The sequence below is a fragment of the Nocardioides massiliensis genome (assembly GCF_030811215.1).
In the GTDB taxonomy this organism is placed as follows: Bacteria; Actinomycetota; Actinomycetes; order Propionibacteriales; family Nocardioidaceae; genus Nocardioides_A; species Nocardioides_A massiliensis.
Window position 1 is genome coordinate 1516115 of sequence record NZ_JAUSQM010000001.1, and the last position, 20722, is coordinate 1536836.

Sequence of the window (20722 nt, forward strand, 5' to 3'; positions counted from 1 at the left end):
CGCGCGTCAGGATCAGCGCAGTAGCTGCAGCACGCCCTGCGGGGCCTGGTTGGCCTGGGCGAGCATCGCCGTACCGGCCTGCGACAGGATCTGCGCCCGAGTGAAGTTCATCATCTCGGCGGCCATGTCGGTGTCGCGGATCCGGCTCTCGGAGGCGGTCAGGTTTTCGACTGCCACGTTGAGGTTGTTGATGGTGTGCTCGAGCCGGTTCTGGTAGGCACCCAGGTTGGCGCGGGCGGTGGAGATGCCTGCGATCTGAGCGTCCAGCGCAGCGATGGACGAACGGGCGTCGGCATTGTTGGCGAACGAGATGCCGGGGTCGGTTGCGGTGCCGGCCGCAATGCCGGTGCCCGGGGCGGTCAGCGCAACGTCCTCACCGGTGAGAGAACGCACGACCAGCTCGTTGTTGGCGTCGACGGCAGCGACGAAACTGTCCGCGAAGCCCGTGTCGGCGTTCAGGGCGTTGGCGACGTCGTGAACGGTCTTGGCCTCGCCGACGGCACCCATTGTGACGGTCCGCGTGACGGTGCCGTCAGTGAACGCGAGGGCGCCGGTGACGGCCGCGGCATCGACGGTGAAGGTAGCGCCGGTTGCGCCTCCGCTGCCCAGCGCGGTGGCGACTGCCGCGACGTTGGCCGACGACAGGTCAACGGTGATGCTGCTGCTGTTGGCACCATCCGCGCCGACCTGGAAGGTCATGCTGTTGGTCGAGCCGTCGAGCAACTTCGTGCCGTTGAAGTTGGTCGAGTTGCCGATACGGGTCAGCTCAGCGGTCAGCTGCGACGCCTCGGCGGCGATGTTGGCCCGTGCGTCGGCGTTGTTGGAGTCGTTGGACGACTGCACCGCGAGGTCCCGCATCCGCTGCAGGATGGAGTGGACCTCGGTGAGCGCACCCTCCGTGGTCTGGACCACCGAGATGCCGTCCTGCGCGTTGCGGACGGCGACCTTGAGTCCGCCGACCTGCGAGCGCAGGCCCTCGGAGATCGCCAGGCCGGCCGCGTCGTCGGCGGCGCGGTTGATGCGGAAGCCGCTCGAGAGCTTCTCCAGGGACTTGCTCATCTGCCCCTGGGTGACCGACAGGTTCCGGTACGAGTTGAACGCGTCGATGTTCTGGTTGATGCGAAGACTCATGACTATTCCCTCCTGGATGACTGAGTCGAGATAGGGGCCCGTCCGTGGGCTCCTGTGCCGGACTGATCGTCCGGGTGTCGATGGACCTGAGGGATCCGGGCGAGGAGTTTCTCCGCGCCGGCTCCCGGATCGGTCAGGCGGTGCGCTCGAAGGACTCCGACGGCACCAGCGACAGTCGCGCGCTCGCCGTACGCCGGCTCGCCACTGCCTGGAAGTAGGCCTGACGGCGTCGTGCCGCGCAGCCGTCGGGGCGGCTCGGTGCGGCGACCATCTCCGGGGCGAGCGCGGAGTTCATGGCGTCCTTGAGCAGGACGAGCGCCTCGGCCCGCATCTGCGAGACCCGGGACTCCGAGACGCCGAGCTCGGCGGCGATCTCGGCCATCGGCCGCTCGGCGAAGAAGTAGTCCTCGACCACGGTGCGCAGCCGCTCGGGCAGCTCGGCCACCGCGTCGACGAGGTAGCCCAGGCGCTCGCGGTGCTCGAGTTCGTCCTGGGGCGAAGCCTCGGTCGTCGGGAGGAGGTCATCGATGGGCGTGTCGCCGAAGCCCTGCAGCGACATCACGCTGGCCCGCGAGACGTCGTCGTCGTTGGCGCTGACCTCGTCGGCGCGCAGACCGGCGGCGGCCGCGACCTCGGCGTTGGTGGGCACGCGCCCGAGCCGGGTGGCCAGCAGCGAGCGGGTCTCGTCGAGCTGACGTGCCCGGCGCCGGACGGACCGGGAGGCCCAGTCGATGCCGCGCAGCTCGTCGAGGATCGCGCCCCGGATGCGGGTGGAGGCGTAGCGGGCGAACACGACGCCCCGCGCGGGGTCGAAGGACTGGCCGGCCTGCACCAGCGCGGTCATGCCGGCGGAGGTGAGGTCGTCGCGCGAGACATGGGCGGGGACGCGGGACATCGTCTCGCGGACCAGGTGACCGACCAGCGCCATGTGGCTGGTGATCAGCTCGTCGCGGTCGAGGTCGACCACCGGGGCGGGGGCGACACGCGTGGAGGGGGAGGCGATGTCCGTGCTCATGGCTCGAACCCTGCGTCAGGAAACTTCGGTGTTTCTAGCAAGTCGTCGCAGGACCGCACTTCCGTCGGCACACTCGCGACCGACCCGACAATCGGACATAGCCCGAAAGAACTAGACGGGGGCCACCCGCCGGAGCGGTGGGGCGCGGATCGCCTGGTGTCCCCGCCCGTGCGGTCGTTCGCGCCGGTCTTGCAGAAGATCGGCGGGTGAACCGCTCACCTTCGGATCACAGCGGCCGACCTCAAGGCTGTGGAGAATCTGTCCCTCATCCTCTGGCGCGAGCGGGAGCTGCTGCAGACCCTGCTCTATCGCCTCGAGCAGGAGCAACTCGTGCTCGCGAACGGCCGCACCCGGTGGCTCGCGCGTGCGGCGCGCGAGGTCGAGGCCGTCCTCGAGTCCCTGCGCGAGACCGAGCTCCTGCGTGCCGTCGCGGCCGACGAGGCCGCCGCTGCGCTGGGGATGACCGCCAACCCGAGCCTGCGCGTCCTGGCCGAGCACAGCGAGGAGCCGTGGCGCACGATCCTCCTCGACCACCGCGAGGCGTTCGTGGGTTACACCCAGGAGATCATGGAGCTCGCCTCGGCCAACCGGGAGCTGCTCACCGCCGGCTACCAGGCCGCCCGCGAGACCCTGCTCGCCCTGGGCGACGGCGCCTCCGGCTACGCCCCGGACGGGTCGGCGGTCGCCGACGAGCCGCGGCAGCGACTGCTGGATCGGAGCATCTGATGACCTCCTTCTCCAGCCTGAACACGGCCCTGAGCGCGCTGCGCTACCAGCAGCTCGGGATGGACGTCGCCAGCTCCAACATCGCGAACGTCGGCACCGAGGGCTACACGCGGCGCCGGATCGAGGGTGAGACCGTCGGCGCCCCGAGCCAGCCGGCCCTCTGGTCGCGCTACGAGGGCGTCGGCGACGGCGTACGCGTGGGTGCAGTCGGTCGCATGGCCGACCTGTTCCTCGACGCGCGCTCGCGCCAGGAGCACGGCAAGCAGTCCTTCCTCGACACGCGGCGTGCCGTGCTCGAGCGGGTCGAGACCGGCATCGGTGAGCCCGGGGAGAACGGCGTCGCCGCAGCCATGACCGCCTTCCGTACGGCGTGGGGCGACGTCGCCAACAACCCGAGCAACGGTGCCGCGCGCACCCAGCTGCTCGCGCGTGCTGAGAACCTCGCGCACGCCCTGAGCCTGCAGGCGCGCAACGTCACCAACGAGATGGACGGCCAGCGGCTGCGCGTCGGCGACTTCGGCACCGAGGTGCAGACCCTCATCACCGACCTGGCCGACACCAACCGCTCCATCGCGGTGGCCCGGCTCAACGGCTCCGCCGACGGCGTACTCCTCGACAACCGGGACCGCCTCGCGCTGCGGATATCGCAGCTCACCGGTGCCACCGCAGCAGTCAACCCCCAGGGGGGACTCGACGTCACCCTCGGCAGCGCGGTGCTCGTCGCCGGTCAGCAGGTCGGCACGATCACCGTCGACGGCTCGGGATCGCCGGTGCAGGTGACGGTGACCGACGTGCATGGCACGTCGCACTCCCTGGCCGCCGGCGAGGTCTCCGGGGAGCTCGGCGCCACCATCGAGCTCCTCGACACCACCTTGCCGGGTTATCTCGCCGGGCTCGACGCGGTCGCGCAGCAGTTCGCCGACGAGGTCAACGCCCAGCACGGGGAGGGGTACGACGCCGCCGGCAACCCCGGCCCGCCGCTGTTCACCTACACCGCGGGTGCGCCCGCCGCCAGCTTGGCAGTGGGCTTCACCGATCCGGACCGGGTCGCCGCCTCCGGCATCGCGGGCGGCCCCAACCGCGACGGCACCAACGCGCACGAGCTCGGCAGCCTGCGCGGCGGGGAGGCGGCGTACCAACAGCTGGTCAACGGCTTCGGCTCGACCGTCGCCTCGGTCAAGCGGCTGGCTGCCAACCAGCGGGTGCTCACCTCCCAGATCGACACCTCGCGTGACCAGCTGGGAGGAGTCAGCACCGACGAGGAGATGCTCGCGATGCTGACCCACCAGCGTGCCTACGAGGCCGCAGCCCGGGTCATCACCGTCGTGGACTCGGTGCTGGACACGCTGATCAACCGGACAGGACTGCTGCGATGACCCTGACGCGTGTGACCCAGTCGATGATGCTGCGCGGCTCCCACACCGCCCTGCAGCAGGCACTCGGCCGGCTCGCCCAGACCCAGGAGCAGCTCTCCACCGGACGCATCCTCAACCGTCCGTCCGACTCGCCGGCCGACGTCACGACCGCGATGCGGCTGCGGGGAGCGCTCAGCGACCAGGATCAGTTCCTGCGCAACGTCGAGGACGGGCGTGGGTGGCTCACGCAGATCGACTCGGCGCTGCAGGCGTCCATCGACCATACCCGGCGCGCCCGCGAGCTCGCGCTGCAGGGCGCCAGCGCGGGAGCGGCCGGACAGCAGGCTCGTGAGTCGCTGGCCGCCGAGGTCGACCAGCTGCGGGCCGGGCTGGTCGCGCTGGGCAACGCGACGTACCTCGACCGGCCGGTGTTCGGTGGCATCACCGGCGGGCGGGTGGCCTTCGACCCCGACGGGACCTATGTCGGCACGCCCGGCGCGGTCACGCGCACCGTCGCCGAGGGCATCCGGATCCAGGTCAACATCGACCCCGCGGCCGTCTTCGGCGTCTCCGGTCCCGGCACCACCACGGTCTTCCAGGACCTCGACGCCCTGGCCACCGCCCTGCGTGCCGGGGACACCGACCAGATCCGCGCCGGCATCGAGAAGCTGGGTGGGGTGCTCGACCGGATGACCACCGCGATCGCTGACGTCGGCTCCCGAGCCGCGCGGATCGAGCAGGCCGGCCAGGCCGCCGAGGACGCGCAGCTGGCCCTCACCACCAACCTCACGTCCCTCGAGCAGACCGACCTGCCGCGCGCCATCGTCGACCTGCAGATGCAGGAGACGGCGTACCAAGCCGCCCTCGCCGCCACGGCTAGGGTGATGCAGCCGTCGCTGCTGGACTTCCTGCGATGAGCACAGCGGTAGGGGTGGCGGCGACACGGACGGCACCGTCCCCGAATCCTGAGGAGGAGAGCGCGCACGTGGCCGAAGAGCTGCCGGTGATCGAGCTGGTCGAGCCCTTTCCCGGCTTCCCCGACCACCGACACTTCGCGCTCGTGCGCCTCGACGACGACGGGGTGCTGTGCGCGCTCCAGGGCCTCGACGATGCCGCGCCGCTGCGCTTCCTCGTGGTGCCCCCGGCGTCGTTCTTCCCGAGCTACGCGCCCGAGATCGACGACGAGGTCGCCGGGGCCCTCGGCATCACCGCCCCGGACGACGCGCTCGTGCTGGTGATCGTCAACCCCGGTGACGGGCTGTCGGACTCGACCGCCAACCTCCTGGCGCCGGTCGTGATCAACACAGTCACCCGCCGCGCCGCGCAGGTGGTCCTCGCCGAGGACCTGCCCGTGCGCGCTCCCCTGCTCGCGTCCTGAGCGGGACCGCCGTACGCCGTACGGCAACTGGCCACTTGCCGCGATGAGTCGCGCGGGTCCTTGCGGCCCATGTCCAGTGCTCGTCGAGGTAGTGCTGCTCAGCTCCGGTCGCGGTTCTTGACCGCGCGCGCCAGGGAGGCGATCGCGTCCTCGCTGGGCGAGGCGGCGGCCACGTTGGACTCCGCGAGCTCGGCGAGCAGCTCGGCGCGGTGCACCGTCACGGAGCGCGGGGCGTCGATGCCGATGCGCACCACGTCGCCGCGCACCTCGAGGACCGTGACGGTGACGTCGTCACCGATCACGATCGACTCGCCCACGCGGCGGCTGAGAACCAGCATGGCCGCCACGCTACAGGGCAGACGTGCCCCGTTGCTGCTGTCGGATTCGACCGACCGCGGTGATCCGCACGCTCAGCGCGCCGGCCGCGGCCTGCGGGGCGGTCCGCGGGTCCCAGACCCGCACGCGCGCCCGGCCCCGGACCGGTGCGCGGAAGGTGCCGACATAGGTGTGCGTGGCCGAGCAGCTGCCTGCACCCGTGGTGCCGCGCGGGCGCAGCGGCACGGCGACGCCGTGCACGTGCAGTGCGAAGTGGTCGGCGTCGGGGCGGGTGAGGTCGAGTGAGTGCTGGGGACGCATCCGGCCGGCGTACCGCACGCAGGCGCCGTCGTACGTGATCCCGCCACGCTCGGCGACGCCGGTGACGACGACGCGGTAGCGCTGGCCGCGGCGCAGTGCGCGCGTGGTGCGCACGCCGGTGGCGGCCCGGGCGGGCAGCGCGACCGTCTCGGTGCGCAGTCGTCGCGCGCCGGGTCCGGGTCGGGCGGCGGGACGTGGGGCTGGGCGGTACGCCGGCGCGCCGCGGCCCAGGCTGGTGGCAGCGGTGGCGGCAGGCAGGTGGGCGGCGACGAAATGCAACCGGACCGCTCCCGAGGCGGCGCGCCCGCCACGACCCAGCGTGAGCGTGACCGGGCCGGAGCGGCGTGGCTTCCAGAGCACCTCGTGGACGCCGTCGCCGCGTGCGGAGGTGCAGTCCGGCGTGCCGTCCGCGCCGCCGTCGGCGGGGCCGGCGACCCACGGGCTGGTGCCGTTGAGCTGCAGACCCGCGCTCTGGGGTGCCCACCGGCCGGCCGACCACACGCAGGCGGCGTCGGCCACCCGGGCGCCGGCGCCGTAGCGGTAGCGACCCTCGGCCACGAGCCGGTACGTCGTGCCACGCTGCACCCGGAACGGCGTACGCACCGACGAGCCGGGACGCACCTCGACGGTGTGGACGGCCGTCGCGACCGGGTCGAGCCGGTGGGTGCCGGGCACGAGGACGGGGACGCGCGGGACGCCGCGGGCGCGGAAGAACGAGGTCTGGGCGGCCGCACCCGCGCGCGACAGCGAGATGTGCACGTGGTCGCGGTGGCGCAGCGTGGGCGAGCAGCCCTTGCGGCGCGGGCAGGCAGCGTGGACGTAGGGCGCGGCGCGGAACCCGCGGTGGGAGGAGTAGATCCGGTCGTCCCAGATCACGTACATCACGCCCATGCGGCGACCCAGCGCCGCGACGTTGCCGCGGGCGTCGGGTGCGGCGAGGGCGGTGAGGAAGCGGGTTGCGGCGGTGCGGTCGCGCGCGTCGCGGGCGTCCAGGCTCCAGTCCAGGGCCCGGCCGTCCTTGTGCTCCGAGGCGCCGCCGGAGGCGCAGTCGCGCAGGGTGCCGCCGGGACGTCCGCCGTAGGTGCGGGTCAGCCAGCCGAGCAGGTACGTCGTCCCGGGGCCGGCACTCGCGGCGCAGGTGCGCTGCGGATCGTGGTGGGCGAGCTCCTCGACCGGCGCCGCGACGCTGGGGACGGGGGTCGCGACCAGGAGGGTGGCGAGGAGGGTGACGAGGAGGGTGGCGAGGGCGAGGGGGATCGTCAGCCGAACGGGACGGGACACAGGGGAGCGATCGGCCGGAATGTCCGATTCCTGACCGGTTCTGCGGGTTCTGGACGACGGCGCGCGGGGTTGGCGCCAGGTCACCGCAAGTTCACCCGGCGGAGGCTGGACTCCCTGCGCGAAGTTGGTAGTCTCACGAGTGCATCGGAAGCACACCAGCAGGTCAACGCCCGCGGAGTGTTCCAGTGAATCCGACGGCGTTTCTTCTCGTGAACAGCTCGACTGCTCTTGTGAGGTGGGACGACGTTTCACGCTTCCGATGTGGGGTCGCCGAAGTGGCGATCTCTCGCCCGCAACACAAGGAGTGAACGAGCACATGGCTCAGGGCACCGTTAAGTGGTTCAACGCTGAGAAGGGCTTCGGCTTCATCGCGCAGGAGGACGGCGGCGACGACGTCTTCGTGCACTACTCGGCGATCCAGTCGCAGGGCTACAAGTCCCTCGACGAGAACCAGAAGGTTGAGTTCGACGTCACCCAGGGCCCGAAGGGCCCGCAGGCGGAGAACGTCCGTCCTCTCTGACCTCCGGGTCTGAGCCGACCCGCGAGGGTCACGACGGCATTCGAGCACCGGGGTCCCGACCGTGAGGTCGGGGCCCCGGTGTCGTTGTGTGTGGGGGAAGGGTGGAGGGGGCGCAGTTTCACCGCCCGACTAACGACACGCCCGCTGGCCGAACGAAACTGACGCCCCGAACGCCCGGTTTCGTACGACGAGTGGGACGGGTGTGGCGGACGGGACTCCGCGGCCGATGGGGCGTGGGGGCCATCGCGGCCCCCTTCGGTCGGACTATGTGCAGGGCTTGGTGCCGAGGAGATAATGGGCAGCACCGCCGGTGGGGGATCGGCGGTTCGCAGCGGCCTCGCGCCGCCTGGACCAAGGAAGGCAGGGGTGAGCATGTCCGACTCGACGTTCGACGTGCCTCTCGAGGACCCCGAGCTACTCGACGAGGTCGAGATGACCACCAACCTGATGATCGCGGCCACCGGCACCGACGATCTCAGCCAGGCGCAGATCGACGAGGTGCTGGGGCTCCCGCCCACGGGCTGACCCTCGGGGCCGACCCGTTCCGGCCACGGGCGCGGCGCACCCGCATTCCTGCCGCCAGGTGAGCGACGACACCTGGGCGGTAGCGCTGCATGCCTGCTAACGGGTCGGTACCGCGGGCGCTGTCTGCGCGTCGCGCGCGACACGCCGATGAGACCGGGAGAGCCGGTGGCGCCGGCGTACGGCGTACGGGGTGGCGGGTTGTGCTCGACGACGATTCGACCCCTAGCATGGCCCGCGGTTTCCAACCCGTTCGACAGGAGTTCGTTGTGGGTTTCCGTTTCCGCCCGGTGGACAGCACCTTCTACGACTTGTTCACCACGTCGGCCAAGCACCTCGTCGAAGGGGCGTCGCTCCTGGCCGAGGTCCTCGCCGACGGTGCCGATCGGCACGAGATCGCCGAGCGCATGCGCCGCGCCGAGCACGCCGCTGACGAGACGACGCACGACATCGTCAAGCGGGTGAACTCGACGTTCGTCACGCCGTTCGACCGTGAGGACATCTACAGCCTCGCCTCGAGCCTCGACGACGTCATGGACTTCATGGAGGAGGCCATCGACCTGATGGTCCTCTACGAGGTCGGCGACCTGCCGTCGGAGCTCGCCGAGCAGGTCGAGGTGTTGCAGCGCTGCGCCGACCTGACTGCCGAGTCGATGCCGCGGCTGAAGACGATGTCGGACCTCGAGGAGTACTGGATCGAGGTCAACCGGTTGGAGAACACCGGTGACAAGGCGTACCGCCGCATCCTGGCCAAGTTGTTCAGCGGGTCCTACGACGCCCTCGAGGTGTTGAAGCTGAAGGACATCGTCGACGCGCTCGAGAGCGCCGCTGACGCGTTCGAGACCGTCGCGAACACCATCGAGCAGATCGCCGTCAAGGAGTCCTGAGCGTGGAGCTCGGCATCGTCATCGCGGTCGTCGTGATCGCGTTGGTCTTCGACTACACCAACGGTTTCCACGACGCCGCGAACGCGATCGCCACCTCGGTGTCGACGCGCGCGCTGACCCCGCGGGTCGCCCTCGCCATGGCGGCGGTGATGAACTTCGTCGGTGCCTTCCTCGGCCAGCGAGTCGCCGAGACCGTGGCCGAGGTGATCACCCCACCTGAGGAGGCGGTCGCCGGCCTGGTCGTGGTGATGGCCGGCCTGGTCGGTGCGATCACCTGGAACATGATCACCTGGTACTACGGCCTGCCGTCGTCGTCCTCCCACGCCCTGATCGGTGGTCTGGTCGGGGCCGCGATGGGCTACGGCCTGCTCCACGACGCGCCGTTCGCCTCGGTGAAGTGGGACGTCATCCTCGACAAGATCATCATCCCGATGGTGGCGTCGCCGCTGTTCGGCTTCGCGGTCGCGTTCTTGTTGATGCTCGCGATCATGTGGATCTTCCGGAAGGCCAACCCGCACCGCACCCAGCGACGCTTCCGCTTCCTGCAGACGATCTCGGCGGCCGCCATGGCGCTGGGTCACGGCCTGCAGGACGCCCAGAAGACGATGGGCGTGATCTTCCTAGCGCTGCTGGCCGGAGGCTACGTCTCCTCCGGCGACCCGCTGCCGTTCTGGGTGATCTTCTCCGCCGCGGCCGCGATCTCGCTGGGCACCTACTCCGGCGGCTGGCGCATCATGCGCACCCTGGGGCGCCGGATCATCCACCTCGACCCCGCCCGCGGCTTCGCCGCCGAGACGGTCGCGGCCGGTGTCCTCTACACCACCGCCTTCGCCTTCAGCGCCCCGATCTCCACCACCCACACCATCACCTCCGCGGTCATGGGCGTGGGCGCGACCAAGCGGTTCTCCGCCGTGCGCTGGGGTGTGGCCCGCTCGATCGTGATGGCCTGGGTCCTCACCTTCCCCGCCGCCGCCTCCGTCGCCGCGGTGTTCTACTGGGTCGCGCACTACCTGATCGAGGTCCTGCCCTAAGCCTGCCCCTCGTCACTCCCCTACGTGAGCGTCGTGCTGATGCTGGTCGGACGACGCTCACGTAGGGGAGTGACGCGCGTGTGGCGCGGTCAGCCGGCCGACAGCAGACGCTGCGCGCGCAGGCGGCTGGGGTGTCGGACGGTCCACCCGGGTGGGCGCTCGAGCGTCCAGCGCCGTCGCGGCATCTCGTCCAGCCGAGCGGCGTAGGCCATACGGAAGCGGTGCGCCAACTCGTGTGGCTGATCCAGATCGCGGGAGACGACGACCAGGGGGCGCAGGCCGTGGGCGAGCAGTTCCTCGTGCCGGCCGATGTCGAGGTGTCGTTGGTCGAGGTCCAGGTGGTGGCGTCCGTCGTACTCCACGACCAGACCGCTGATCGGTTCGAGCAGGTCCACCACCGCGAGCAGCCGACGCCGTTCGTCGAAGACCGGGCAGTTGGGGAGTACCGGCGGTAGCCCGGCGAGCAACACCCACACGAGTCGTGTGGTCGTCTCTTGGGGCGACCACGAGTTGGCGCTGGCGAGGGTAAGGGCTTCTCGCACTTGGGGTACGCCGGTCCACGTGACCTTGCGCGTGACGTACTCGGCGAACGCGGCGAGGTCGATCAGCCCGTCGTACGCCGCCATGTCGAGGATGCGGGTCGCCGCCCAGACGTTGTCCGCGTGAGCGGCTGCGTGCCAGGTCGCGGCGGTCGGTGTGGCCATCGGGATGCCGAGTGAGCGGGTGAAGTCCGTGCCGATGAACCGGTCCTCGCACACCGCGATGCCGGGGCGTCCGCGGGAGGTGCGGCCCCGGGTCGCGAGGGTGATCGGCTCCGTCCCGTCGAGGGCTCCGTCGAACCAGCGGGCGCCGTACCACCGGAGAGCCGCCCATCCGATGACCCCACCCTGCTCGCCGTCCACCGGGTCTGGCCGGGTCCAGACCGACCGCGGGAGGGCGAATGCCGCCTCGAGCGTGAGTTGCTCGGTGGACTGCGGGGTGGCGGCGGGGACGAACCGGCCGTGCGACGTACGCCGCCACTGCGGACCCCGAGCTGCGCCGGGCGTCGGACCGGTGAGCCCGTTCAGGTCGGGGCGGACCGGCACGCGCAGCTGGCCGGCGTACGGGTGCTCGAGGTACGGCGGCCGCGGGTACGGTTCGTGGAGCGGCGAGATCGGGGTGGACATGCCGACCGAGGGTGAGGCGCTGCCCGCTGTCGCGGGTGGTCCGTTACTGCGGCTGTGGAAACTCCACCGCCGACGTACGCGGGGGACCGTAGGCGGCCCCGGAGCGCGACACTCCCCTACGTGAGCGTCGTCAGGTCGTGCTGAGGCGCGCGCTCAGGTAGGGGAGTGTCGGGGGTTGGGGGCAGTGCTCAGCCGAAGCGGCCGGAGATGTAGGCCTCGGTGGAGGGGTCGTCGGGGACGGAGAAGATCTTCTTGGTGGGGTTCATCTCCACGAGCCGCCCGGGCTTGCCGGCGCCGGCGAGGTTGAAGAACGCGGTGTCCTCGGAGACCCGGGCGGCCTGCTGCATGTTGTGGGTGACGATGACGATCGTGTACTCGGTCTGCAGCTCGTGGATCAGGTCCTCGATGGCCGAGGTCGAGATCGGGTCGAGGGCGGAGCAGGGCTCGTCCATGAGCAGGACCTGGGGCTGGACGGCGATGGCGCGGGCGATGCACAGCCGCTGCTGCTGACCGCCCGAGAGGCCGGCGCCCGGCTTGTTGAGCCGGTCGTGCACCTCGTTCCACAGGTTCGCGCCGCGCAGGGCGCGCTCGACGATGTCGTCGGCTTCCGCCTTCTTCATCCGCTTGGCGTTGAGCCGGTTGCCGGCGAGGACGTTCTCGTAGATCGACATCGTCGGGAACGGGTTCGGCCGCTGGAAGACCATGCCGACCTGGCGGCGTACCTCCACCGGGTCGACGTCGCTGCCATAGAGCTCCTGGCCGCCCATGACGACCTTGCCCTCGACGCGTGCGCCGGGGATGACCTCGTGCATGCGGTTCAGCGAGCGCAGGAAGGTGGACTTGCCGCAGCCGGACGGGCCGATGAACGCGGTCACCGACCGGGCGGGGATCGACATCGTGACGCCCTCGACGGCCTTGAAGTCGCCGTAGTAGATGTCGAGGTCGGTGACCTCGATGCTCTTGGCCATGACAGGTGGTTCCTCTCGGGTGGGGCTGGCGATACAGCAGGTTCAGGTGGGCGCGTCAGCGCCCGGTCTTGGGGGCGAAGAGCCGGCCGAGCAGCCGGCCGAGCAGGTTGAGCGCCATCACGATGATGATGAGGGCCAGTGCGGCTCCCCACGCGCGCTCGACGCCGAACTCCGGCGGCACGCCGGGCTGCATGTAGGAGTAGTAGGCGAACACCGGCAGCGTCATCATCCGCTCGCCGAACAGGTCGAAGTTGACGGAGTCGGTCGCGCCGGCGATCACCAGCAGCGGCGCGGTCTCACCGGCCACGCGCGCGATCGCGAGCATGACGCCGGTGACGATGCCGGCCATCGAGGTGGGCAGCACGACCTTGACGATGGTGCGCCACTTCGGCACCCCCAGGGCGTACGCCGCCTCGCGCAGCTCGTTGGGGACCAGCTTCAGCATCTCCTCGCACGAGCGCACAACGACGGGGATCATCAGCACCGACAGCGCGACCGAGCCGCCGAAGCCCATCCGGACACCGGGGCCGAAGAAGATCGCGAACAGCGCGAACGCGAACAGGCCCGCGACGATCGAGGGGATGCCGGTCATGACGTCGACGAGGAAGTTGATCACCCGCGCCGGGCGGCGACCCGCGCCGTACTCCACCAGGTAGATCGCCGTCATCAGCCCGATCGGGATCGACAGCACTGCGGCCATGCCCGTGATCAGCAGGGTGCCGACGACGGCGTGGTAGATGCCGCCGCCCTCGCCGACGACGTTGCGCATCGAGTAGGTGAAGAACTCGGCCGAGAATGCCGGTGCGCCCTTGCTGACCACGGTCCAGGTCAGCGACACCAGCGGGACCAGCGCGATCGCGAACGCGCTCCACACCAGGGTCGTGACGAGCCGGTCCGTCGCAGCGCGTCGGTTCTCGACCAGCATCGCCCAGGTCGGCAGGCCGACGGCGTACAACACCGCCGCCACCACGCCGAACGCGATGGGGCCCCAGCCGAGCATCAGCGCGACCAGCGCGCTCGCGGCCGCCGCGACGAGCGCGCTCAGACCGGGTGCCCAACGCGGCAGCTTCGGGGCCTTGAGCGACAGCTCCCCCCGGCGTACGGCGGGGGTGGTCCCGCTCGGAGCGGAGCCGTCGGTCACGGCTGCGCCGGGGGCGGCCGTCTCGTCGGTCGACGACGCGACATCGGACTCGTCGACGCTCGACTCGCCGGGGCCGGTCTCGACGGTGGCGCGGCCGGGCGCGGAACCGGCGACGGAGGAGAAGTCCGCCGGGCCGGTGCCGGGCACGTCGCGTTCCTCGGTCCGGGCGGGGTCGCCGGTCATCGGACCAGTCCCTTCTCGCTGCGCGCGACGATGAGCCGCGCGGTGAAGTTCACGGCGAAGGTGATGAGGAACAGCACCAGGCCGGTGGCGATGAGCACGTTGACGCCGACGCCGGTGGCCTCGGGGAAGCTGAGGGCGATGTTGGCCGCGATCGTGCTGGGGGCGGTGCCGGAGACCAGGTCGAAGCTGACGATCCGGAAGGCCGACAGCACCAGGGCGACGGCCATCGTCTCACCCAGTGCGCGCCCGAGTCCGAGCATGACGGCGGAGACGATGCCCGAGCGGGAGTAGGGGAAGACGGCCATCTTGATCATCTCCCAGCGCGTGGCGCCGAGGGCGAGTGCCGCCTCCTCGTGCAGGCGCGGGGTCTGCGCGAAGATCTCGCGGCAGATCGCGGTGATGATCGGCAGCGCCATGATCGCCAGGACCATGCCGGCGGTCAGCATGGTGCGACCGCCACCGGAGGCGGGGCCGGCGAAGAGCGGGATGAAGCCGAGGTGCTCGGACAGCCAGCGGTAGACCGGCACCATCGCCGGGCCGAGCACGTTGGCCCCCCACAGCCCGTAGACGACGCTGGGCACGGCGGCCAGCAGGTCGATCACGTAGCCGACGAAGTGTGCGATCCGGCGCGGGGCGTAGTGCGAGATCGACAGCGCGACGCCGATCGCCAGGGGCGTGGCGATGAGCAGCGCGATGAGCGCCGCGAGCAGCGTGCCGAACAGCAGCGGCCAGGCGTAGGCGACGAACGTCGACTCGCCGGCCAGGTGCGAGGCGTCGGCGGAGAGGGCCGGGAACCCCTCGACGGTCAAGAAGATCGCCACCCCGGCCAGCGCGACCAGGATGGTGCCGGCGGCGACGCGGGTGGCACCGCCGAACAGGACATCGCCGAGGCGACGCTTCTTCCTCGGCGAGCTGTGGCGGGCCCCCGGCGCGGGGGCCGGCGGGGTGGTGGTCGGTGCGCTCACGCGGAGTGCTCCTTCGGGCCTGGTGCGGTGTGACGGGGTGCGGGGCTCACGGGTGCGGACGCGGGTCCGCGCCGCCGGGTGTTCCCGGCGGCGCGGAGCGCGGTGCGATGGATGGTGCTCAGCTGCCGATCTGCTCGATCAGGGCCTCGGCCTCGTCCTGCAGCGTGTCCGACAGCGGCGCGGAGCCGGCGGCGTCGGCCGCGGCCTGCTGGCCGTCGTCGGAGACCAGGTAGGTCAAGAAGCCCTTGACCAGCTCGGCCTGGTTGGCGTCGTCGTACGACGCGCACGCGAGCAGGTAGGAGGTGAGCACGATCGGGTAGGCGCCCGACTCCTCGGTGTCGCGAGCCAGGTCGTAGGCCATGGCGTTCTCGCCCTGGCCCTCGGCCTCGGGGGAGACCTCGAGGACCTTGGCCGCGGCCTCGGCGGAGGGACCGACGAAGTCCTCGCCGACCTGGACCTGGACCTGACCGAGGTCGCCGGCCTGGCTGGCGTCGGCGTACCCGATGGTGTTGGAGCCGTTGCTCACCGCGGAGACGACGCCGGAGGTCTGCGGGGCAGCCTCGCCGTGCGTGATCGGCCACTCGCCGACCTCACCGTAGGTCCACACGTCGGGCGCGACGGCCTCGAGGTAGGCGGTGAAGTTGTCGGTGGTGCCGGAGTCGTCGGCGCGGTGGACAGCGGTGATGTCACCGTCGGGCAGGTCGGCGTCGGGGTTGGTCGCGACGATCGCCGGGTCGTTCCACTTGGTGATCTCGCCGGCGAAGATGCCGGCCAGGGTCGGGCCGTCCAGCTTCAGGTCGTCGACGCCGTCGACGTTGTAGATGATCGCGATCGGGCTGACGTAGCTGGGGATGATGATCGGGTCGGCGCCGCACTGCTCGGCAGCCGCGGTGAGCTCGTCCTCGTCGAGCAGCGAGTCGGTGCCCGCGAACTGCACGCCGCCGGCGATGAACTGCTCGCGGCCGCCGCCGGAGCCGACGGGGTCGTAGTTGACGGTGACGCCGCCGTTGGCGGTCTGGAAGCCGGCGCGCCAGGCGCCCATCGCGGCCTCCTGGGAGCTGGCGCCGGCACCGTTGAGGGTGCCCGAGAGGCTGCTGCCGTTGTCGTCGCCGGAACCGGCGTTGTTGGTGTCCCCCTCCTCGTTGGCCGCGCTGCACGCGGTCAGGGCGACACTGAGGGCCAGGACGGCCAGGCCGGGCTTGGCCGCGCGGCGAAGAGTGGTCTTCACGTGAGCTTCTCCTGTGACTGGTGGGCTTGTCACTTCGGAAGGTAGGGAGACCAGGTGACGCGTTGCCGGGCCGATGGTGAACGCGAGGTGAACAGGAGCGGGCGATTGCGGGAGGACCCGCAGGTCACCGGCGTGGCACGTGGTGTTCGACGGCGACGACGGTGCGGACGCCGCGGCTGTTGGTGCGGTGGTGCACGACCAGCATCCCGGCCGCCTCGAGCGGCTCGTAGGGCTCACCCACCGCCCGCAGCACCCGGGGCAGCACCGGGCGGTGGGTGCACAGCGCGACGTGGCGCTCGGGGGCGTCGTACGCCGCGGCGACGATCGCCTCGACCCCCTCGCGGGAGGTGCCCTCCTCGCTGAGCGCCTCCTGCCAGTCGATGTCGGTGCCGGTCGCGTCGGCGTACGGCGTGACGGTCTCGGCGCACCGCCGGCTGGGCGAGCTTACGATCCGTTCGATCCCGTACGCCGCCAGCACCGGCACGAGCTCGTGCGCCTGCAGCGACCCGCGCTCGGTGAGCGGGCGGTCGGGGTCGGGTCCGTTCCAGCTGCTGCGGCCCATCGCGGTGGCGTGGCGCAGGACGAGGAGGGTGCGGGTGCGCTTGCGCAGGGGGTACCACTGCTCCAGCAGCTCGCGGTCCCGCTCGTGGGTCAGGCGCTCGCGCGCCTCGTCGTACGGCACCCAGGCGACCTCGTCGATCTCCGCGTTGGGCCGGTAGCCGGAGATGTCGTCGTCACCGTGCACCCGCGCTGCCCAGTAGTGCACGACCTTCTCGCGCACGCCGTCGTCGGTCGCGACGGGGTAGCGCTGCGCGGGCAGAGGTACGCCGAGGCGCACGTGCAGGCCGGTCTCCTCGCCGACCTCGCGGACGGCGGTGGTCGTGACGTGCTCGCCGGGGTCGACCTTGCCCTTCGGGAAGGACCAGTCGTCGTACTTGGGGCGGTGCACCAGCAGCACCCGTTTGCGGGGAGCCGCGATCACCGCACCGGCGGCGTGGATCGCCGTCTCGTCCGCCTCGGGCTCGTGGGGCATGGCGCTAGTGTCACAGCCCGACGGCCCCCGCGCGGGGTCAGGTCGAGGAGCAGCGGCACAAGCGGCGGCGAAGGATGGGTGAACGATGGGGCGGCGGACACGACTGCTCGTGGCGCTGGCCGTCGTGCTCGCTGTCGTGCTCGCCGCCGGCGTGGCGTGGGTGCTCACCCGCGGACCCGCGACCCGGCTGGGCGAGGCGGTGGGGGTGCTGCCGGGTACGGCGGAGCGGGTGAGCTTCACCGACTGGGCGGCCGTGCGAGCCGAGGTGGGCCGTGGCATCGATGCGGGTGCGGACGAGGCCGAGGTCCAGGACTTCCTCGACCGGGCCTTCGACGCCGACCTGATCGCCACGTCCGGGCTCTGGGAGGCGACGGTGACGTTGGGGTCGGCGTACGGGTTCTCGCCGCTCGACGTCGAGACCGAGGTGATCGGCCAGGGCCGCGACGGCGCGGTGGTCGCGCTGCGGCTCGGCGAGGACGCCGATCCGGCCGTGATCGAGGAGAAGCTGGCGGGGCTCGGGTACGCCGAGCCGTCCGGCGGGCCGGGAGCCGAGGAGATCTGGCGCGGTGACGACGACGTGCTCGGGCTGGCCGGACCGTCGCTGTCGGTGCTGCTGCGCAACGTGCTGGTCGCCGACGGGTGGGTGCTGGCCAGCGACGAGCCGGAGTTCCTCGACAAGGCCGCCGAGTTGCTGCTCGACGGGGGCGAGAGCCTCGCCGACACCGGGGGCGCCTCCCGGCTGCTCGGTGCCCTCGGCGAGGACGAGCCGACCAACGCCGTGCTCTGGCCCACCGACTTCGTGTGCGAGGACCTGGCGATGGCGCAGGCCGACGACTCCGAGATCCCCGTGGTCGAGCAGCTCGTCGAGGAAGCTGGTGGCGTCGGCCCGCTCGCGGGGATGGCGGTGGCCCGCTACGCCCCGCGCGACCTGGTCGCCGCCCTCGGCTACGAGTCCGACGACCGCGCCGCCCGCGACAGCTCCGCCCGCCTCGCCCTCGCGCAAGCCGACGCCGTCGGCAAGGGGGGCTCGTGGGCCGAGCGGTTCGCCGCCACCGCCGACCGGGACGGCGACGTCGTCCGCCTGCAGCTGCGCCCCCGCCGTACCGCCGACGGCGTCCTCACCGAGGTCACCCGCGGGCCGGTGTCCTTCGCGACCTGCTGAGCCCCCAGTTTCACTACACGTGTAGCGAAACTTGATCCTTGTACACGTTCCAGTCGGCGTGTCGCGCAAGAACGTGTACACAGTCCCTCCCCGGCCGGTGCCTAGCTCCGTCGCGCCCGGGTACCCAACCGCTGCTTCTCGGCCCGCGGGCGACGCGCACGGTGCACACGGATGAGGATCTCGTGCAGGTGCTGGGTGCCATTGGTACGCCGCCAGCTCCCGTCCGCCGCGAGCTCCCAGGCGTTGGTTTCGTCGTCGAAGGCCAGATCGAGCAGCGCGCCGACGTCCTCCACGAGCCGGCGCTGCGGGAGCGGCACGAGCACCTCGACGCGCCGGTCGAGGTTGCGGTGCATCAGGTCGGCCGAGCCGATGAGCGCCTCGGGTTCACCCCCTTTCTCGAACCAGAAGACCCGCGAGTGCTCGAGGAACCGCCCCAGGATCGAGCGCACCCGGATCGTCTCCGACAACCCCGGCACGCCCGGACGAAGCGCGCAGATGCCGCGCACCCACAGGTCGACCGGCACGCCGGCGCGCGACGCGAGGTAGAGCTCGTCGATCACCGTCTCGTCGACCACCGAGTTGGCCTTGATCCGGATCCGCGCCGGACGCCCTTCCCGGTGATGGGCGACCTCCGCCCGGATCCGCTCCACCAGGCCGTCGCGCACGGACCCGGGCGCGACGAGCAGCCGGTCGTACGACGCGTTGCGCGACCAACCCGACAGGTTGTTGAACAGCTGCGCGACGTCCTCGCCGATCCCGGCGTCGCAGGTGAGCAGGCCCAGGTCCTCGTAGTGCCGCGCGGTCTTGGGGTTGTAGTTGCCGGTGCCGATGTGCGTGTAGCGCCGGATGCCACCGCCGTTGGTCGCCTCGTCGCGCACCACCATCGACAGCTTGCAATGGGTCTTCAGGCCGACCAGCCCGTAGACCACGTGGCACCCGGCCTGCTCCAGCTTGCGCGCCCAGCGGATGTTGGCCTGCTCGTCGAAGCGCGCCTTGATCTCCACGATCACCAGCACCTGCTTGCCGGCCTCGGCGGCGTCGACGAGCGCGTCGATGATCGGTGAGTCGCCGGAAGTGCGGTAGAGCGTCTGCTTGATCGCCAGCACGTGCGGGTCGGCCGCGGCCTGCTCGATGAACCGCTGCACGGATGTGGCAAACGAGTGGTACGGGTGGTGCAGGAGTACGTCGCCGCGCGACAGCGCCGCGAAGATGTCGACCGGCGACGCGGACTCGACCTCGGCCAGCGCGTGGTGGGTGACGGGTACGGCGGCCGGGAACTTCAGGTCCGCGCGGTCCAGATCCGCGATGTCGCTGAGCCCGCCCAGGTCCAGGGGTCCGGGCAGGTGCAGCACCTCGCTGCGCTCGACGTCGAGCTCGCTGACCAGCAGGTCGAGCACGTGCTCGTCGATGGACTCCTCCACCTCGAGCCGCACCGGCGGGCCGAACCGGCGCCGCAGCAGCTCCTTCTCCAGCGCCTTGAGGAGGTTCTCCGCGTCGTCCTCCTCGACCTCGAGGTCCTCGTTGCGGGTGACCCGGAAGGAGTGGGAGGCCAGGACGGTCATGCCGGGGAAGAGCCGCTTGAGGTGCGCGGAGATGACGTCCTCGAGCGGCACGAACCGCTGCCCGCCCAGCCCGATGAACCGCGGGAAGATCGGCGGCACCTTCACCCGCGCGAAATGCTCCTCACCGGTCTTGGGGTTGCCGACCACGACGGCGAGGTTGAGCGACAGCCCCGAGATGTAGGGGAAGGGGTGCGCTGGGTCGACGGCCAACGGCGTGAGGACGGGGAAGATCCGGTCCTTGAACAGTCGCTTGCAGTGCCGCTGCTCGTCCTTGGTCAGGTCCGGCCAGCGCACCAGCGCGATGCCCTCGGCCTCGAGCGCGGGCACGAGATCCTCACGGAACGCCCGTGCCTGACGGGTCATGAGCTCGGTGGTGGTCTGCCAGATCAGGTCGAGCACCTCGCGCGGGAGCAGCCCCGAGGCGGCGCGCACCGCCACACCGGCGGCGATCCGCCGCTTGAGGCCGGCCACCCGGACCATGAAGAACTCGTCGAGGTTGGAGGTGAAGATCGCCGAGAACCGCACCCGCTCCAGCAGCGGCAGGCTGGCGTCCTCCGACAGCTCGAGCACGCGCTGGTTGAAGCGCAGCCACGACAGCTCGCGGTCGGCGAACCGGTCGGCGTACCCCTCGGTGTCCAGGTCCACCGCCTCGAGATCCGCGACGTACGGCGGCTCCACCTCGAACGTGTCGCCACCCACCGCGCGCAACGGGCTGGTCGGCGGCCCGTCCTCCAGCGACCCCGACACCGTCGGCTGCAGGTCTTGGGGGGCGGGCGAGGTCTCGGGGCTCATAGAGTCACTGTGACACTGTCAGGTGAACAGCAGGAGACCT

General features: G+C 71.1%; 20 protein-coding genes. 9 read left to right on the forward strand and 11 right to left on the reverse strand.

Going from position 1 to position 20722, the window contains the following annotated elements:
* Positions 1 to 12: 12 nt before the first annotated feature.
* Positions 13 to 1131: a flagellin N-terminal helical domain-containing protein gene (locus tag J2S59_RS07565; protein ID WP_068116948.1), complete on the reverse strand. Its 1119-nt coding sequence runs from the start codon at positions 1129 to 1131 to the stop codon at positions 13 to 15.
* Between the two features lie 133 nt (positions 1132 to 1264).
* Entirely contained in the window at positions 1265 to 2146 is an 882-nt protein-coding gene (locus J2S59_RS07570; RefSeq protein WP_068116951.1) for a sigma-70 family RNA polymerase sigma factor, read from the reverse strand.
* A gap of 249 nt (positions 2147 to 2395) precedes the next feature.
* On the opposite strand from J2S59_RS07570, the gene flgN reads away from it, so the two are divergent.
* The 4 genes from flgN (at position 2396) to fliW (ending at position 5605) form a co-directional block, all read left to right on the forward strand.
* Positions 2396 to 2872: a flagellar export chaperone FlgN gene (flgN, locus tag J2S59_RS07575; protein WP_068116953.1), complete on the forward strand. Its 477-nt coding sequence runs from the start codon at positions 2396 to 2398 to the stop codon at positions 2870 to 2872.
* Positions 2872 to 4248: a flagellar hook-associated protein FlgK gene (flgK, locus tag J2S59_RS07580; RefSeq protein WP_068116955.1), complete on the forward strand. Its 1377-nt coding sequence runs from the start codon at positions 2872 to 2874 to the stop codon at positions 4246 to 4248. Before flgN ends, flgK begins: the two co-directional genes overlap by 1 nt.
* On the forward strand, positions 4245 to 5144 hold the full coding sequence (locus J2S59_RS07585) for a flagellin N-terminal helical domain-containing protein (protein WP_306824977.1): 900 nt from the start codon (positions 4245 to 4247) through the stop codon (positions 5142 to 5144). Before flgK ends, J2S59_RS07585 begins: the two co-directional genes overlap by 4 nt.
* A gap of 68 nt (positions 5145 to 5212) precedes the next feature.
* Positions 5213 to 5605 (forward strand): flagellar assembly protein FliW, encoded by a 393-nt coding sequence (gene fliW / locus J2S59_RS07590; protein ID WP_068120681.1) that lies wholly within the window; start codon positions 5213 to 5215, stop codon positions 5603 to 5605.
* A gap of 98 nt (positions 5606 to 5703) precedes the next feature.
* Here the strand turns inward: fliW and csrA are convergent, their stop codons facing one another.
* Together csrA and J2S59_RS07600 are read right to left on the reverse strand one after the other, a co-directional pair.
* On the reverse strand, positions 5704 to 5943 hold the full coding sequence (gene csrA, locus J2S59_RS07595) for a carbon storage regulator CsrA (RefSeq protein WP_068120683.1): 240 nt from the start codon (positions 5941 to 5943) through the stop codon (positions 5704 to 5706).
* A 10-nt stretch (positions 5944 to 5953) separates the two neighbouring features.
* A complete protein-coding gene (locus tag J2S59_RS07600; RefSeq protein ID WP_306824978.1) occupies positions 5954 to 7522 on the reverse strand; it encodes a VldE C-terminal domain-containing protein in 1569 nt (522 codons plus the stop codon).
* Between the two features lie 316 nt (positions 7523 to 7838).
* On the opposite strand from J2S59_RS07600, the gene J2S59_RS07605 reads away from it, so the two are divergent.
* From J2S59_RS07605 to J2S59_RS07620, 4 genes are all read left to right on the forward strand, one after another.
* The gene (locus J2S59_RS07605; RefSeq protein WP_028650227.1) at positions 7839 to 8042 is read left to right on the forward strand and encodes a cold-shock protein; all 204 of its coding nucleotides are present in this window, start codon (positions 7839 to 7841) and stop codon (positions 8040 to 8042) included.
* Positions 8043 to 8408: 366 nt separating this feature from the next.
* Positions 8409 to 8567 carry a hypothetical protein gene (locus J2S59_RS07610; protein WP_181641762.1) on the forward strand — a complete coding sequence of 53 codons (159 nt, stop codon included), beginning with the start codon at positions 8409 to 8411 and terminating at the stop codon, positions 8565 to 8567.
* A 266-nt stretch (positions 8568 to 8833) separates the two neighbouring features.
* Positions 8834 to 9451 (forward strand): DUF47 domain-containing protein, encoded by a 618-nt coding sequence (locus J2S59_RS07615; RefSeq protein WP_068119661.1) that lies wholly within the window; start codon positions 8834 to 8836, stop codon positions 9449 to 9451.
* Positions 9452 to 9453: 2 nt separating this feature from the next.
* Positions 9454 to 10482, forward strand: coding sequence for an inorganic phosphate transporter (locus J2S59_RS07620; protein WP_068119663.1), 1029 nt, complete (start codon positions 9454 to 9456; stop codon positions 10480 to 10482).
* 89 nt (positions 10483 to 10571) lie between these two features.
* Here J2S59_RS07620 and J2S59_RS07625 read toward each other — a convergent pair whose 3' ends face one another.
* The 6 genes from J2S59_RS07625 to J2S59_RS07650 form a co-directional block, all read right to left on the reverse strand.
* Positions 10572 to 11648: a putative endonuclease domain-containing protein gene (locus J2S59_RS07625; protein WP_068119664.1), complete on the reverse strand. Its 1077-nt coding sequence runs from the start codon at positions 11646 to 11648 to the stop codon at positions 10572 to 10574.
* Between the two features lie 188 nt (positions 11649 to 11836).
* Entirely contained in the window at positions 11837 to 12616 is a 780-nt protein-coding gene (gene pstB / locus J2S59_RS07630; protein WP_068119666.1) for a phosphate ABC transporter ATP-binding protein PstB, read from the reverse strand.
* Between the two features lie 55 nt (positions 12617 to 12671).
* Positions 12672 to 13940, reverse strand: coding sequence for a phosphate ABC transporter permease PstA (gene pstA, locus J2S59_RS07635; RefSeq protein WP_306824979.1), 1269 nt, complete (start codon positions 13938 to 13940; stop codon positions 12672 to 12674).
* Entirely contained in the window at positions 13937 to 14905 is a 969-nt protein-coding gene (pstC, locus tag J2S59_RS07640) for a phosphate ABC transporter permease subunit PstC (protein WP_306824980.1), read from the reverse strand. The genes pstA and pstC overlap by 4 nt, the downstream gene beginning before the upstream one ends.
* Positions 14906 to 15023: 118 nt before the next feature.
* Positions 15024 to 16133: a phosphate ABC transporter substrate-binding protein PstS gene (gene pstS, locus J2S59_RS07645; protein WP_068120454.1), complete on the reverse strand. Its 1110-nt coding sequence runs from the start codon at positions 16131 to 16133 to the stop codon at positions 15024 to 15026.
* A gap of 124 nt (positions 16134 to 16257) precedes the next feature.
* Positions 16258 to 17166, reverse strand: coding sequence for an NUDIX hydrolase (locus J2S59_RS07650; protein WP_068120456.1), 909 nt, complete (start codon positions 17164 to 17166; stop codon positions 16258 to 16260).
* Between the two features lie 85 nt (positions 17167 to 17251).
* Between J2S59_RS07650 and J2S59_RS07655 the strand changes: the two genes are divergently transcribed.
* A complete protein-coding gene (locus J2S59_RS07655; RefSeq protein ID WP_306824981.1) occupies positions 17252 to 18328 on the forward strand; it encodes a hypothetical protein in 1077 nt (358 codons plus the stop codon).
* Between the two features lie 101 nt (positions 18329 to 18429).
* Here J2S59_RS07655 and J2S59_RS07660 read toward each other — a convergent pair whose 3' ends face one another.
* On the reverse strand, positions 18430 to 20682 hold the full coding sequence (locus J2S59_RS07660) for an RNA degradosome polyphosphate kinase (RefSeq protein WP_068121096.1): 2253 nt from the start codon (positions 20680 to 20682) through the stop codon (positions 18430 to 18432).
* Positions 20683 to 20722: the final 40 nt, after the last annotated feature.